The sequence below is a fragment of the Vibrio methylphosphonaticus genome (assembly GCF_023634655.1).
In the GTDB taxonomy this organism is placed as follows: Bacteria; Pseudomonadota; Gammaproteobacteria; order Enterobacterales; family Vibrionaceae; genus Vibrio; species Vibrio methylphosphonaticus.
Genome location: NZ_JAMKMS010000001.1, coordinates 515,335 through 530,473 on the forward strand (window position 1 = coordinate 515,335; position 15,139 = coordinate 530,473).

Annotated in this window: 15 protein-coding genes and 5 tRNA genes; 4 read left to right on the forward strand and 16 right to left on the reverse strand. The window is 43.9% G+C overall.

Annotated features, from left to right (window positions below; all coding sequences use genetic code 11):
- Positions 1-20 precede the first annotated feature (20 nt).
- Complete coding sequence (locus M9196_RS02290; protein WP_250615898.1) at positions 21-293, reverse strand: oxidative damage protection protein; 273 nt, start codon at positions 291-293, stop codon at positions 21-23.
- Between the two features lie 14 nt (positions 294-307).
- Positions 308-1,354: an A/G-specific adenine glycosylase gene (gene mutY, locus M9196_RS02295; protein ID WP_250615899.1), complete on the reverse strand. Its 1,047-nt coding sequence runs from the start codon at positions 1,352-1,354 to the stop codon at positions 308-310.
- Between the two features lie 152 nt (positions 1,355-1,506).
- Here mutY and trmB point away from each other — a divergent pair, with 152 nt between their 5' ends.
- Both trmB and glsB read left to right on the forward strand, forming a co-directional pair.
- Entirely contained in the window at positions 1,507-2,226 is a 720-nt protein-coding gene (trmB, locus tag M9196_RS02300) for a tRNA (guanosine(46)-N7)-methyltransferase TrmB (RefSeq protein WP_250615900.1), read from the forward strand.
- Positions 2,227-2,297: 71 nt separating this feature from the next.
- Positions 2,298-3,218 (forward strand): glutaminase B, encoded by a 921-nt coding sequence (glsB, locus tag M9196_RS02305; protein WP_250615901.1) that lies wholly within the window; start codon positions 2,298-2,300, stop codon positions 3,216-3,218.
- A gap of 90 nt (positions 3,219-3,308) precedes the next feature.
- On the opposite strand, the gene M9196_RS02310 is transcribed toward glsB, so the two are convergent.
- The 8 genes from M9196_RS02310 to M9196_RS02345 form a co-directional block, all read right to left on the reverse strand.
- Positions 3,309-5,162, reverse strand: a complete 1,854-nt coding sequence (locus M9196_RS02310; RefSeq protein ID WP_250615902.1) for an LTA synthase family protein — start codon at positions 5,160-5,162, stop codon at positions 3,309-3,311.
- 95 nt (positions 5,163-5,257) lie between these two features.
- On the reverse strand, positions 5,258-6,409 hold the full coding sequence (hemW, locus tag M9196_RS02315; RefSeq protein WP_250615903.1) for a radical SAM family heme chaperone HemW: 1,152 nt from the start codon (positions 6,407-6,409) through the stop codon (positions 5,258-5,260).
- Between the two features lie 2 nt (positions 6,410-6,411).
- Entirely contained in the window at positions 6,412-7,014 is a 603-nt protein-coding gene (locus tag M9196_RS02320; RefSeq protein ID WP_250615904.1) for an XTP/dITP diphosphatase, read from the reverse strand.
- A 44-nt stretch (positions 7,015-7,058) separates the two neighbouring features.
- Positions 7,059-7,490, reverse strand: coding sequence for a DUF4426 domain-containing protein (locus M9196_RS02325; protein ID WP_250615905.1), 432 nt, complete (start codon positions 7,488-7,490; stop codon positions 7,059-7,061).
- A 24-nt stretch (positions 7,491-7,514) separates the two neighbouring features.
- Complete coding sequence (yggU, locus tag M9196_RS02330) at positions 7,515-7,802, reverse strand: DUF167 family protein YggU (RefSeq protein ID WP_250615906.1); 288 nt, start codon at positions 7,800-7,802, stop codon at positions 7,515-7,517.
- Complete coding sequence (locus M9196_RS02335; protein WP_250615907.1) at positions 7,802-8,359, reverse strand: YggT family protein; 558 nt, start codon at positions 8,357-8,359, stop codon at positions 7,802-7,804. The genes yggU and M9196_RS02335 overlap by 1 nt, the downstream gene beginning before the upstream one ends.
- 28 nt (positions 8,360-8,387) lie before the next feature.
- Positions 8,388-9,206, reverse strand: a complete 819-nt coding sequence (proC, locus tag M9196_RS02340; protein WP_250615908.1) for a pyrroline-5-carboxylate reductase — start codon at positions 9,204-9,206, stop codon at positions 8,388-8,390.
- Positions 9,207-9,257: 51 nt separating this feature from the next.
- Positions 9,258-9,965, reverse strand: coding sequence for a YggS family pyridoxal phosphate-dependent enzyme (locus M9196_RS02345; protein ID WP_250615909.1), 708 nt, complete (start codon positions 9,963-9,965; stop codon positions 9,258-9,260).
- Positions 9,966-9,990: 25 nt separating this feature from the next.
- Between M9196_RS02345 and M9196_RS02350 the strand changes: the two genes are divergently transcribed.
- Entirely contained in the window at positions 9,991-11,031 is a 1,041-nt protein-coding gene (locus M9196_RS02350) for a type IV pilus twitching motility protein PilT (RefSeq protein WP_250615910.1), read from the forward strand.
- Positions 11,032-11,041: 10 nt separating this feature from the next.
- Positions 11,042-12,151, forward strand: coding sequence for a PilT/PilU family type 4a pilus ATPase (locus M9196_RS02355; RefSeq protein ID WP_250615911.1), 1,110 nt, complete (start codon positions 11,042-11,044; stop codon positions 12,149-12,151).
- Between the two features lie 95 nt (positions 12,152-12,246).
- Here the strand turns inward: M9196_RS02355 and M9196_RS02360 are convergent.
- The 6 genes from M9196_RS02360 to M9196_RS02385 all read right to left on the reverse strand — a co-directional run bounded on the left by M9196_RS02360 (position 12,247) and on the right by M9196_RS02385 (position 14,616).
- Positions 12,247-12,322, reverse strand: a tRNA-Asn gene (locus tag M9196_RS02360).
- 26 nt (positions 12,323-12,348) lie between these two features.
- Positions 12,349-12,424 (reverse strand) — tRNA-Thr (locus M9196_RS02365).
- A 33-nt stretch (positions 12,425-12,457) separates the two neighbouring features.
- Positions 12,458-12,533: transfer RNA gene (locus M9196_RS02370), tRNA-Asn, on the reverse strand.
- 24 nt (positions 12,534-12,557) lie between these two features.
- Positions 12,558-12,633, reverse strand: a tRNA-Thr gene (locus tag M9196_RS02375).
- Between the two features lie 53 nt (positions 12,634-12,686).
- Positions 12,687-12,762, reverse strand: a tRNA-Phe gene (locus tag M9196_RS02380).
- Between the two features lie 225 nt (positions 12,763-12,987).
- Entirely contained in the window at positions 12,988-14,616 is a 1,629-nt protein-coding gene (locus tag M9196_RS02385) for a methyl-accepting chemotaxis protein (protein WP_250615912.1), read from the reverse strand.
- Positions 14,617-15,139: the final 523 nt, after the last annotated feature.

A 15,139-nucleotide genomic window follows, 5' to 3' on the forward strand; every position in this document is an offset into this window, starting at 1 on the left:
TTTTCTAATATCCTTATTTCTTATTCTGACGGCGGCGTGTAACCATCAATCACAACGTCTTTCCCTTCAAATAGAAAGTTGACCATTTCAGTTTCAAGCAACTTGCGATGTTCAGGATCCATCATGTTAAGTTTTTTCTCATTGATCAGCATCGTTTGTTTTGATTGCCACTGCGCCCACGCTTCTTTTGACACATTGTCAAAAATGCGTTTGCCTAAATCGCCAGGGTAAAGTTGAAAATCTAACCCTTCGGCATCTTTTTGTAGTCGCGCACAAAAGACCATACGGCTCATAATGTTATCCTTAATTATATTCGTTGTAAGGCGTGGATGAGCTGCTTGACTGGTGCAGCTAAACCAACCTTATCTGGTTTAGACATGTTATACCAAAGACCTTGCGACGGTGCCATGATCATTGTAGGAAGCTGATTCAACGTCACGATGATTGGCGTAATATCGAGATGGTAATGGCTAAAGGTATGGCGAAAAGCAATATCGGTTTCCATTGACTGAATCATACTTTCCTCAATGTTAAGTCTCTCTAAGCTTTCCGTGATATCAGCAACTTGACTTTCAGGGAAACAAAAAAGCCCACCCCAAATCCCTGATTGAGGCCGTTGCGCCAACCACACCTCCTCCTTGTGCTTCAAAATAACAAACCACGTTTCTTTTTCTGGCTTAATTTTTTTCGGCTTTTTACCCGGAAATTCTAATTGCTTATCTTGCTTGTTAGCCACACAAAGCGTTGAGACTGGACACAAGGTACATTTGGGGCGACTGCGCGTGCATACCAGCGCCCCCATATCCATCATGGCTTGATTATACTTATCGGTATTGATCGACGGTGTATGGCTTTCTGCAATCTCCCACAGCACGTTCTCTACTTTTTTCTGGCCTGGCCAACCTTCAACGGCAAAGCTCCTCGCTAAGGTGCGCTTTACATTGCCGTCCAAAATAGCATGGGGCAATTTATACACCGAAGACAAGACAGCCGCAGCAGTTGAACGCCCGACTCCTGGTAATGCATTCATGGCTTCAAGCGTTTTCGGAAATTCACCCCCATATTCACTCATTACGATCTGCGCGGCTTTGTGCAAGTTACGAGCTCTCGCGTAATAGCCTAGCCCTGTCCATAAATGCAGAACTTCATCTTGTGGTGCACGAGCTAGAGCTTCCACTGTGGGAAAGTGTTGTAAAAAACGCTCAAAGTACGGAATCACAGTGGTAACTTGCGTCTGCTGCAACATAATTTCAGACAACCAAACTTTATAGGCGGTTTTGTCTTGTTGCCACGGCAGAGACTTTCGACCGTACTTTTCATACCAGTCTAAAATTGAGCTTGCATAAGGCGTCACATTTCTTCTCTTTTTACTTATAATTTGCGCGAAATTGCACCACACTTATTGAAAGAAGTAAAACACTGGGAATTTCCTGAGTAATAACACTTGCACCTTGGCAAATTCTTTGGATAATTCCCGCTCTGATTATTGATTGAACAGGCAGACCAATGAGTGAAGTGACCACAAATGAATACACAGAAGATGGCAAGCTGGTACGTAAAATACGCAGCTTTGTTCGTCGCGAAGGACGCCTAACAAAAGGGCAAGAAGCCGCGATGGAAGCATGCTGGCCAACAATGGGTATTGATTACCAAGACACTTTACTCGATTGGAATCAAGTATTTGGCAATGATAACCCCGTTGTTCTAGAGATTGGGTTTGGCATGGGTGCATCACTAGTTGAAATGGCAAAAAATGCACCAGAGAAAAACTTCTTTGGCATTGAAGTACACAGCCCTGGCGTTGGCGCTTGCCTGTCTTCGGCGAGAGAAGCGGGTGTGACAAACTTACGTGTTATGTGTCACGACGCCGTTGAAGTTTTCGAAAATATGATTCCAGACAGCAGCCTAACGACTCTGCAGCTGTTTTTCCCAGACCCTTGGCATAAAAAACGTCATCACAAACGTCGCATTGTGCAACTAGATTTTGCTGAAATGGTGCGCCAAAAGCTTAAGCTTGAAGAAGGCATCTTCCATATGGCAACCGATTGGGAAAACTACGGTGAACATATGATTGAAATAATGAATCAAGCACCAGGTTACGCCAATACAGCAACGGATGGCGACTTCATCCCAAGGCCTGAAGACCGACCTCTAACTAAATTTGAGGCTCGAGGCCATCGACTCGGTCACGGTGTTTGGGACATTAAGTTCCACCGTACGAAGTAACACTAAGACCCATTCGAAAGCCAACATTATGTTGGCTTTTTTGTTCCTAGTCCTTTATCCCACAGGTGTATATGAAACCAACTCAGCAGATACTGTCGCAAATTGTGAGCGAAGTTCGCCCCCTTATTGGTCAGGGTAAGGTCGCCGATTACATCCCTGCGCTTGCTCGTGTCGCCAATAATAAAATTGGCATAGCGGTATGCACCAATGATGGCGAGATTATTTGCTCTGGGGATGCGGAAGAAGCGTTTTCCATTCAATCGATTTCCAAGGCGTTAAGCCTCACCTTAGCAATGATGCTGTACAAACCCGAAGAGATTTGGCAACGAGTTGGCAAAGAACCGTCTGGGCAAGCTTTTAACTCTCTAATTCAGCTCGAAATGGAACATGGAATTCCACGTAATCCATTTATTAATGCCGGTGCCATTGTGGTGGCCGATCTATTGCAAAGCCGCTTGTCTGCGCCTAAGCAGCGCATGCTCGAATTTGTAAGGCTACTCTCAGGCGATAATCATATTGTCTACGACAAGGTTGTCGCGGCCTCAGAAATGATGCATAGCGACCGCAATGCGGCGATTGCCTATTTAATGCGTTCCTTTGGTAACTTTGACAATGAAGTCATCCCAGTTCTTAATAACTACTTTCACGCATGTGCATTAAAAATGAGCTGTGTCGACTTAGCCAAAACTTTTAGCTACCTCGCCAATAAAGGTCAGTCGGTACACACTAAGAAACACATTATTACTCCTACACAAACCAAACAGCTCAATGCGATGTTAGCGACTTGTGGGCTCTATGACGGAGCGGGAGAATTTGCTTACCGAGTGGGTATGCCAGGAAAGTCTGGTGTGGGTGGCGGCATTGTCGCTATCGTCCCAGGTGAAATGACCATAGCCGTATGGTCTCCAGAACTCGATTCTTCGGGAAACTCCTTAATCGGTACTCGCGTCTTAGAAATGCTTTCTACTCGGATAGGTCGGTCGATTTTTTAACGACAACCACCAGCACTGCACCTCTTCGATAACAATAAAGCCAGCACAATTTGCTGGCTTTATTCATTATCCGCTCAATTGCTCGCAGAATTAATATTGCTGAGTTGTACCATCAAATAAGTGTTGCTGACTATATAACATGTAGTCTTTTCCTTGCTGGTACAAGTTATAAAATTCTGGTGCATTACATGCCTGTTCGATTAGAGTGGTTGTGTTTCCACCTATCCGGTAACACGCTTCTTTATCCCCAGACGTTGCATTGATTCTTACCAGCTTTTGTTGCGCCGCCCAAAAGAATTGGTTATTGACAGTAAAGTCAGCTCCTGCTTGGTAGCTAGCAGATAGTAAGCTTTGACCAGAGAACCAACTTACCTCACCGCCTAGCCAATCCAATATCGTCGGCGCTATATCTTTATGTGAACCAGCAACATCCAATTCCCTTGGGGCAAGGTCGGTATTAATACCAACCATTAAAAACGGGATGGACACATGACGCAAGTCGCTACGAGACCCAACCATAGTATGATCAGCAACCAGCACTAATAACGTCGGTTTTTCCGCTTGCGCTTTCAGTTTCGACACAAATCGCTCTAAAGATTGATCAGAGTAATTCACGACACTACGGCGAATTTCATCGGGAGTTGACTTGCCAAAAGCATAATCCGACTCATTCGGCAAATAGCTATCATGAGTCGTGCCGGTATTGATCGCCATAAATTGAGGCTGAGAGTGAGAAGCCAGCTTTTCTAGGGCAAAATCATAGATGCCATCATCCATGTAACCCCAATAATTCTGCTCTTGCCCCACGTCTTCATAATCAAACTTGCCAAATGAATCGGTGAATCCCAGTACTTGTGAAAAAGCACCAACCATCCCTTGACCACTGCCTTGAACAAACGTGGTATGCCAGCCTTTCTGTTTTAATATTTGAGGTAAGCATTGGTAAGGCATACTTTCCAAGCGGGTGCCTGCAACGCTTCCTCCGACTGGGTTGGGTTGAGAGCACATTGTGGTGAAAATACCTTCCACTGTTCGAAAGCCATTCGAGTAGAAGCTAGTGGTGGTCAATGACTCTTTTCTAAGAGAATCGAAAAAGGGGGTAGAATCAAATTCTGACCCGTAGCTTTTCATATCAAAGGCCGTCCAACTCTCCAGCAAGACAACAATCACATCATGGTCAGAAAGCGTTTCTAGCTGAGTAGATGCTGTTGGGTTGAGTTGCTGGCGCAATTCTTCCATCGCTCTAGGTAGCAATTCAGGCGTCCAACGATGACCAGATTTATCTTCACCAATAATAGAATAGTAAGTAATGCCATAAGGAGCACTCCAAGCAATGCGCGCCTGATTCACGTCACCTATTTTGTAGGCGTACATGGGGCTTTGTGGTTTATCACTAAACCCACCACGAACTGCTGTAACCGTCAGTGCAACCCAAACGAAGGCTATCGCAATACTGCTATACCATTTATTGGTAAAGCGAATGGCGGGAACACAACGAATAATCACGTAGGTATAAATCGCCAGTAATACCACAGCAACAAGTATCAATTGGCCAAACTGCGTTAAGGCAGTACTTACCAACTCCAGTTCCACCCCTTTGCCAAGATGCAAGTCTACTGTTACATGGCGGCTGGCTTGGCTCAAATAGATCGTATCCCCCACGGTAGTGAAGATAATCCAAGATCCGCAAAGCACTAACCACGCTTTATGACAGAGCTGATATGCCTTAGAAAACGGGGCGATTGGCAATAACAACAGAAAGCCTAAACAGGACAGCAAAAAGGCAACTGTTAGGTCAAACCTAACTCCCCAAGCCGTCGCCGTTAAGAACTCTAAAAATGAGGTATTGGTATACGATAATTCGTACCACCCAAGAAAGGTAACTTTGGAGATAACCGCCAACAATAAGAATGACAGTAGAACTTTAGCAAGAGAAATAAACATAACGCACCTAAAAACAATACATTACAGCATCCATACTGTTAAATTATCCAAGGCGCGCATATTAATGAGCTTTTACACAGTTGTGAAGTAAGTTACTAGATTTCGAATATCTCGAGCAGGTCATTAAGGAACAGCTTTCCTTTCTCAGTCAACTGCCAAGCCTCGCCAATATCAGTAATGAATTGACGCTCAAGCGCTTCATTAATTGATTGTTGAATGACGTCTACGCTTAATCCGGTTCGTGTCACGAAATCTTGCTTAGGACACGCCTCCAGTAACCGAAAACGATTCATAAAGAATTCAAAAGGTCGCTCTTCTCGAGAAACATCCACTTCGCTATCTAAGTACGGCTTAATTAAATTCAAATACCCTCTTGGATGCTTCACTTTACTCGTTCGAAGGATTCTCCCATCAGTAAAGCTTAACTTGCCATGAGCACCACAACCAATCCCTAGGTAGTCACCGAAGCGCCAATAATTTAAGTTATGCTGACACTGGTAACCTGGCTGACTATATCCCGATATTTCATACTGCTCATAGCCAGCTTTCGCTAGCATCTGATGACCTTTCTCAAAAATATCCCACAAGTCATCTTCATCAGGCAACGTTGGTGGCTTTGAATAAAACAACGTATTCGGTTCAATGGTCAATTGATACCAAGATAAATGTGGCGGGGCTAAATCAATGGCCATCTGCAAGTCTTCCAGCGCATCGTCAATCGTTTGTTCAGGCAAGCCATGCATTAAATCAAGATTAAAACTATTCAGCCCTATTTCATGTGCCAGCTTTGCAGCAGTCACCGCCTCTTTCGCACCATGAATACGACCTAGTCGCGTCAGCTTTTCTTGCTGAAAACTTTGAACACCAATAGAAATACGGGTCACCCCTGCGTGTTGGTATTCGGCAAAGCGCTCAACTTCGATCGTTCCAGGGTTTGCTTCCATCGTGATTTCTATATCCTCACGAAATGGCAAGCGATGCTCTACTTGCTGCAATAGCTCCGCGATATATTGAGGTTCAATCAAGCTTGGTGTGCCGCCACCAATAAATATGGAATGCAGTGGACGTACATCACCTTGCAGCTGATAGCGTGTGATATCCGTATCCAAATCCTCAATGAGGGCTGTTATATACTCTTGCTGGGGGATTCCTCCCTTAAGTGCATGTGAGTTAAAGTCACAATAAGGGCACTTTTGCACACACCAAGGTATATGTATGTACAAGCTAAGTGGTGGTGGCACTAACATCGTTAAAGTCCCTGAGATTGAATCATTGAAAACAGCTCGTTTAACGCTTTTCCACGATGCGACAGTTGCTTCTTCCTTGCTGGCTCAAGTTCCGCTGAGGCACAGTTATCTTCAGGGACAAAGAAGATAGGATCATAACCAAACCCCTGCTTACCTGCCCTCTCAAATAAAATTCGGCCTTCCCATTTACCATGGCAAACAATAGGAGTAGGGTCGTTCGCATGACGCATAAATACCAAAACACAGTGGAACCGGGCTGTTCGCTTAGGTTCCGGTACTTCAGCAAGCTCAGATAAAAGCTTGTCGATATTCGTCGCATCTGTCGCACCCTCACCCGAATAACGAGCGGAGTAAATCCCCGGTGCACCGTCCAAGTAATCAACTTCAAGACCCGAATCATCCGCTATCGCCGCTAAACCCGTCTCTTTTGCAGCATGTCTCGCTTTAATAATTGCGTTTTCTATAAACGTCGTGCCCGTTTCTGCAACATCAGAGACATTAAACTCACTTTGCGCGTGCACTTCAAAACCAAATTCGGCCAGTAAATCTGCCATCTCCCGAACTTTGCCTTGGTTACCCGTTGCCAATACTATTTTTGTGCTCATTTTGTTCGTCTCTATTTACGTCCCACCGAGTCGTCGGCGTGAAGCTATTTTTCTGTATAAAGTTGTTGTGAAAATGAAACGGGCCCACGCCCTTTCATTCCTGCATCGACATCAATGGTGAACTGATAACGCTCTTCATTCGTGATACTAAACTGAGCGAGATAGTATATCGCATCGCCCTCTTTGATTTCTTTAAAATCCAATTTTTTAGTTTGCCCAATTAGATTCTTAGCCTCCCCCGCAACCAATGCTGACATTGCTGGTTTTCCAACACTTGCGCGGTCAAGAACACTAACATTCACAATCGCAATGGTTTCATTTCTCTTCAAACCATAGCTTCGTGCCACTTCTGGTGTCAAAAATGTAGAGTTAAATACGACATAGTGTATTTCTGCATCTTTGATCGTCTTGTATTGTCCTGCGTACCCCACGCTTGAAAAAACCAATAATACTAGTAACCATGCGTATTTTTTCATCACTATTTCCTTAAAAAAAGACCCTCATAAGAGGGTCTGAAATTCGCTTGGCGTCAACACGGGAGAGATAACTCTTATCTGCTTATGTCGACCCAATTCACCCTTTTCTATGTAAACCTGGCTCTTAGCAACCTTGCATTGCTTCGCCAAATATTTAATCAAGTGAGCATTCGCTTTACCATCTACTGGGGGCGCTGTAATCGCGATTTTAAACTCATTGCCATGTAGGCCAACTAACTTATCTCGACTCGCTTTGGGCTGTATGTAAACAGACAGCACTAAATCACACCCATCCCAAGCAACAGCTGACACTACAATTTGTACCAAAGAGGGCCGACGAAATCGCCCATCAAGAAGTTGGCAAACTGTAAAACAATAAACAACACTAGTACGCTTAAATCAAAGCCGCCCATAGCAGGTAAAATTCGACGAATTGGCGCTAGCATTGGTTCTGTTAGTTGATGAAATACGAACTCAATAGGACTTCTACCTTGGCTAACCCAACTCAAAATGGCGCGGATCAATAATACCCAGAAAAGCAAGCCGCCTGCGGCTTTGAGCAAAGATAACAAACCCAAAAATAGGAAGTCAGGACTAAAACTAAAGTTTGCACCAGCGGCTATTAGTACCAAAGCAACATATTTACCAACACATAGTAAATAAGCAAATACCACTGTCGCTAAATCAAGCCCACCTATCGATGGAATAACTCGGCGAAGCGGAGCAACAACAGGTTGTGTCGCTTTAACAATAAACTGTGAAAATGGATTATAAAAATCAGCACGAGAGGCTTGTAGCCAAATGCGCAGAAGCACAACCATGATGTACAAGTCGAACAATGTCGACACCAAAAAACTCATTGCATTCATAAGTAACCTTTACGATTTTGTAGATACGTTAAAATTGTTTTTCCATTTCTTCCGCGCGAGAAACAGCGGCCTGCATCGCTTGAGAGACGATATCTCGAAGACCACTATCTTCGAAGGTTCGTATCGCCTCTGCTGTTGTGCCACCTTTTGATGTGACCTGCTGCCTCAAGGTTGCAAGATCTGTATCAGGATTACCACATACCATCTTAGCCGCGCCGTACGCTGTTTGCTGCACAAGTAATCTCGCCGTCTGTTCCGTCATACCATTACGAATAGCTTCCTGCTGGATCGCCTCCATAAACAGAAAGAAATACGCAGGTGCACTACCTGCAGCCGCAATCACGTCATTGATAGCCGATTCTTTCTCTACCCAACAAGCCTTGCCTACCGCTTCCATTAAGTCTGTGGCAAATTGTTTATCTTGAGAGAGTATGTCCTCATTTGCATACAAACCACTCATTCCCTCTCCCAAAAGGGAAGGGGTATTTGGCATAACACGCACTAAATTGAGCTCTGCAGAAAACATCCCCTTAAGACGCTGAATCGAAATCCCTGCCGCAATGGAGACGACTAGCTTGCTATTAAAATCAACGCCAACCATTCCACTAGCGACCGTTGCCATCAACTGTGGTTTTACGGCTAATACAATCACATCAGCTTGTTCCGCCGCTTTAAGGTTATCATGTGTTGTCATGACACCGTATTCATTAGCGAGAGCAATTAACTTCTCTTTACTTGGATTCGTCGCCGTGATTTTAGTCGGTTCATAACCACTAGCAACCAGCCCTGCAATAATTGAGCGCGTCATGTTTCCTGCGCCAATAAATGCAATCTTTCTTTGTTCCATTAAAGATATCCCTAAACTAGGAGGCGACATAATCGTCCTCAAAACAATACATTATTTCTGGCTATAATCTCGAGCACCAAAGATCGCCGTGCCAATACGAACCATTGTACTTCCAGCTTCAATAGCTGCGTCCATGTCGCCACTCATTCCCATAGAAAGCGTGTCGATCGTGGCGTACTGCGATGCCAGCTTTTCATTCACTTCTCGTAAAACCAAAAAGGCCTCTAGCTGTTCTTCGTATCCGGAGACATTAGCAGGGATAGACATCACCCCCCTTAAGACTAAATTTGGCAATGCATCAATTAATTCGGCCAGTTCAAATACCTGATCCATTTGAGCACCGGACTTTGAAGCTTCCTCGCTCGTATTCACCTGTATTAACACTTGCAGCGGCCCCATACTCAATGGCCTTTGATCATTTAAGCGCTGAGCGGTTTTGGTACGATCAATAGTGTGGACCCAATCAAAGTGCTCAGCGACAACTCGCGTTTTGTTTGATTGAATCGGCCCTATGAAATGCCATTCAATATCAAGTTCGGGGTGAGTGCTATTAAAAAAGGTAACCTTAGACGCCCCCTCTTGAACATAGTTTTCACCAAATTTCCGCTGCCCAGCTAAGGCAGCCTGTATGATGGCCTCGTTAGGTTTAGTCTTACTAACAGCAAGCAATTGCACCCCACCTTGCACTCTCCCGCAATTTTGTTCTGCACGAGCTATCTGGGTGGTGATTAGTTCTATATTTTGTTGAATACTGGTCATAGGTTACAAATCATAAGGAAATTAAATGGATATCACCGAGTTGCTAGACTTTAGTGTAAAGCATAATGCTTCAGATCTACACCTTTCCGCAGGCGTACCTCCAATGGTACGAATTGACGGAGAAGTAAGAAAACTTGGTATTCCAGCGCTCGAACATTCTGCTGTACACAAGTTAATCTTTGATATCATGAATGACAAGCAAAGAAATGATTATGAGTCTCGACTTGAAACCGATTTCTCTTTCGATATCCCCAATGTCGGCCGATTCAGGATCAATGCATTTAATCAATCCCGGGGGTGCTCCGCAGTATTTAGAACAATCCCTACAACAACCCCGACCCTAGAACAACTTAGCGCCCCAGAGATGTTAACCGATATCGCAAATATTGAGCGAGGACTTGTTTTGGTGACTGGCCCAACTGGTTCAGGAAAATCAACAACACTGGCCGCGATGATTGATCATATCAACCAAAGCAAAAACAAGCATATTCTGACGATCGAAGATCCCATTGAGTTTGTGCATCAAAATAAAAAGTGTTTAATCAACCAAAGAGAGGTTCATCGCGACACGCATAGCTTCCAAAACGCGCTACGCTCTGCTCTACGTGAAGATCCTGATGTCATCGTTGTCGGAGAACTTCGCGATCAAGAAACGATCAGCCTAGCTCTAACTGCTGCAGAAACTGGTCACTTGGTCTTCGGAACATTACACACCGTTTCTGCGGCTAAAACCATCGACCGCATCATTGATGTATTTTCCGGTAATGACAAGAACATGGCTCGCTCGATGCTATCCGAGTCACTGCGTGCCGTTGTATCCCAGCAACTATTAAAACGCATCAATGGCGGTCGTATCGCATGCCACGAAATCATGATTGCGACACCAGCAATTCGAAACTTGATTAGAGAAGGCAAAGTGGCACAGATGTATTCAATGATACAAACAGGGGCCGCTCATGGTATGCAAACTTTGGAACAACACAGCAAGCAACTACTGACTCAAGGCATTGTGGAGCTTGAAGAAGTGGATAAGCAGGTCACCCAACATAACTCGCTATTTCACTAGGAAAGCCGCAATGAATGATATCGATTCAATCCTCGACCAAATGCTGATACTCAATGCATCAGATCTCTACCTCACGACTGACGCTCCCATACTCTATCGTGTTGACGGAGACTTAAAAGCAACAGGCAACGCATTATCTAATGAGGACGTTGTGACACTTCTAAAATCGATGATGGATGAGTCTAAGTACAGTGCATATCTAGCGTGCAAGGAATCTAACTTCGCTGTTGTTCGAACTACCGGTCGATTTCGAGTCAGTGCTTTTTTTCAAAGAGAGCTACAAGGTGCGGTTATAAGAAGAATAGAAACCCGTATCCCTACCTTTGAGGAACTTTCTCTCCCAGATGTGCTACAAACCCTCTCTGTAGCAAAAAGAGGGCTTGTTCTTATTGTTGGTGCAACCGGGTCAGGTAAATCAACAACAATGGCTGCGATGACTGGATATCGAAACCAACACCGCACAGGGCATATCCTTACCGTAGAAGACCCAATAGAATTTGTCCATGGGCATCAAAAGTGTATCGTAACTCAGCGCGAAGTAGGCCTCGATACAGAAAGCTACGCTGTCGCTCTGAAAAACTCGCTTCGGCAAGCTCCTGATATGATTTTGATTGGCGAAATCAGAACAAGAGAAACAATGGAGTACGCTATGTCATTTGCAGAAACCGGACACCTTTGTATGGCAACACTGCATGCAAACAATGCCAGCCAAGCCATCGAGCGTGTTCTTCATCTAGTGCCAAACGAACAAAAAGAGCAATTTCTCTTTGACCTAAGTTCAAATCTCAAAGGTATTATTGGACAACAACTAATTAGAGATAAACAAGGTAGAGGTCGTCACGGCGTATTCGAGATACTGCTAAATAGCCCAAGAGTTTCTGAATTGATACGCAACGGAAAGCTTGATGAAATCAAAGTGGCGATGAGTAAATCTCGAGAGGTTGGAATGCAAACATTTGACCAAGCACTTTTTGAGTTAGTAAGCACAGGCAGTATCAACGAAGAGGACGCGTTACACAGCGCAGACTCATCCAATAATCTTCGTTTAATGCTAAAGCTAGCAAACTCAGACAAATCTTCTAGTTCGACATTATCGAAAATAAAAATAGACATGAGCTAAACAGAAGAACTCACAAATACGACAGCTTTTAAGCTATTTCACTCACCTTTGAAAAGCAAAAAGGCCTCATCTTTCGATGAGGCCTTTTTTTAAAGTGGCTCCCCTTGCAAGACTTGAACTTGCGACATACGGATTAACAGTCCGCCGTTCTACCAACTGAACTAAAGGGGAATTACTGGTTATACTCGAGTAAAGAGTGGTGCCGACTACCGGAGTCGAACTGGTGACCTACTGATTACAAGTCAGTTGCTCTACCTACTGAGCTAAGTCGGCACATAAAAACAAGCAATGCTTATTTTTTAAAAGTGGCTCCCCTTGCAAGACTTGAACTTGCGACATACGGATTAACAGTCCGCCGTTCTACCAACTGAACTAAAGGGGAATTGCTATGTTACTTTGTAAAGAATGGTGCCGACTACCGGAGTCGAACTGGTGACCTACTGATTACAAGTCAGTTGCTCTACCTACTGAGCTAAGTCGGCGCACTTTTCTTTACTTGTTGTCGCTTTATATAAAGCACCAACATTTTAAATCGTGGTGCCCGGAGGCGGAATCGAACCACCGACACGAGGATTTTCAATCCTCTGCTCTACCGACTGAGCTATCCGGGCAACGAGGTGTATTAAACGGCTTTTCGGTCTTAACGTCAACACTAAATTGCAAAAAAAATATCGTTTGTCGATTTTCTATACTTAGCGTTCTATTTTTACGCATTTCGTGCCCACAATTAAGCCCTGCGGGTAGACAGGGCTTAACTTAAAGCATGATTCCTTCCACTAACCCTTTACTTAATCCCTGCATTAACTAAAGAAAATAGCGGTTTTTAACTCGACAAGTTAACCGTTTTTGACTTCAAACTGATTCATTTTTTCAGTTAACTCTCCAGACAGTAGACCAAGAGAACGAGTCGCTGCTCTGGTTTGTTCAACGACACCTCTTAATTCGCCGCCACTTTGCTCAATTAAATTGATTCTTACCGATATATCATCACTCACTTCGGTCTGCTCTGCCGCCGCTGTTGCTATCTGATGACTCATTTCAGAAATTTTTTCTAAGCTTACCACTACATCGTTTAGCGCTCGGGAGGCAGTTTGAGACTCTTCTACCGTTGCTTGACTTGTTTCCGTGCAGCTTTGAATACTTTGAATCGCTTTTTTTGAACCCGATTGAAGGTTCGAGATCATATCTTGAATCTCCTTCGTGCTGCTCTGTGTTCTTCCAGCTAAGCTCCTTACTTCATCAGCAACAACCGCAAAACCCCGCCCCTGCTCACCAGCACGAGCAGCCTCAATCGCAGCATTCAACGCTAATAGATTTGTTTGCTCGGCGATATCACCAATAACCTCTAGAACGCGTGCAATATTATTTACATCACTATCAAGCTCTGAGACCGCAGTGTTCGCCCCATCGAGCTGATGAGCAAGACCTTCAATATTAGAAAGGGCTGAAGAAATAAGTAAACTGACATGCTGGCTCTGTTTATCGGCCTCATCCGCACTCAAAGCAGTATCCGTAGCAGACTTTGCTACATGACTTGCCGATGAAGCCATTTCAGTCATGGCAGTAGCAATCATCTCAGTGCTCTGTTGCTGTGTTTGAGTGAGAGTCGCAATAGATAGTGCACGCTTGTCTGTTTCAGAAAGCTGAGTACCAATTGAGCCAGTCACCTTCTCGATACTTGAAAGAAGCGCTGCTAGAGAATAATTCATCTGCTGAACAGAGTGGTAAATACTGCCGGATTGTGCGTTCCTATCAAATTTGGTTTCAATTTTTCCAGACGCAACACTTTGAACAGCGTGCAGCACATCGCCAGGTTCGCCCCCTAATATCGCCAGTATCTTCCGAAGTGAAATAAGTAATATTGACAGTATAATCACCATAATCAATACGCATAGCCCTAACTGCCATTGTGCTGTCGACCAGAATCGTTGATTGACTTCATTAAAGCCTATCCCAGTACCAACGACCCACTGCCATTTAGGCGTTCTCTCTGCGATAGATAACTTGTTTTCAATATCTCCATTAGGGAGTCTCTGAGACCACTCATATTCAATTAAGTGAGCCTTTCGACCACCTAACGCATTAACTATAATCTCACCGACACTTCGGCCAGAGCTATCTTTAAAGTCATGAAAGCTAGTGCCGTGCAGTTGAGGGTCTAGAGGCGCTGCGATAAAAGTCATATTTTCATCGGCGACGTAAACATACTCATTATCTTTATAAATGTTATTACGAAGCACTCTGGTCGCGATCATTTTAGCGTCATTGGTACTTAAGACCCCTTCTTCTGCGAGTTTTTCTAGTTGAACAATCGTTGAGTATGTACTGGTGAATATTTCCGTCACTCGCATCTTGTTGTCATTATTACTTGCTAGACGCAAAGCCCAAAGACCAGTAATGGTCACTGCCACCATGGCAAATAAGATTATTAATAACAAAAAATAAGTTTGTGTTTTTAACTTCATAAAACAGCTCTAAGTTATATCGTATAGGATTTCATAAGTAATTCGATATATTAGTCAGCCACTTTCAAATAGAAAGGACTTTATTACAGAACTATGACTGCGATTAAATTCACGAAGAAAAATATGTTTTCGTCTAAACTTTTCGTTGATTTGGTCGAGTGGACTGAGGACTCTATCAAACCGGGTTTTGCATTTAGCTAAGAGCAAAATCTAATCAATACAGGTGTTATAGACCCTCCAGCTGAGGTGTAACACGTTAGATAGGCAAGAGATAATAAGCCTGCTCACTCCATATTAAAGCGAGCTTAAAATCAATCTAACCAGGCAAATCCCACACGTCTCCTATGTTAGATAATCAAACATAGGAGACGTGTGGGGAGTAAATGTTGATAAGCGTAGAACACATAATTTGGGGCTTGGTAGAAGCGACATGAGCCGACCCTACCCGTGGTTAATTACGGTTAGAGCCTAAGTAAAAGGTAAAGGTAAAGGTAAACAACTAAACTAACTGACAACTTTCTTC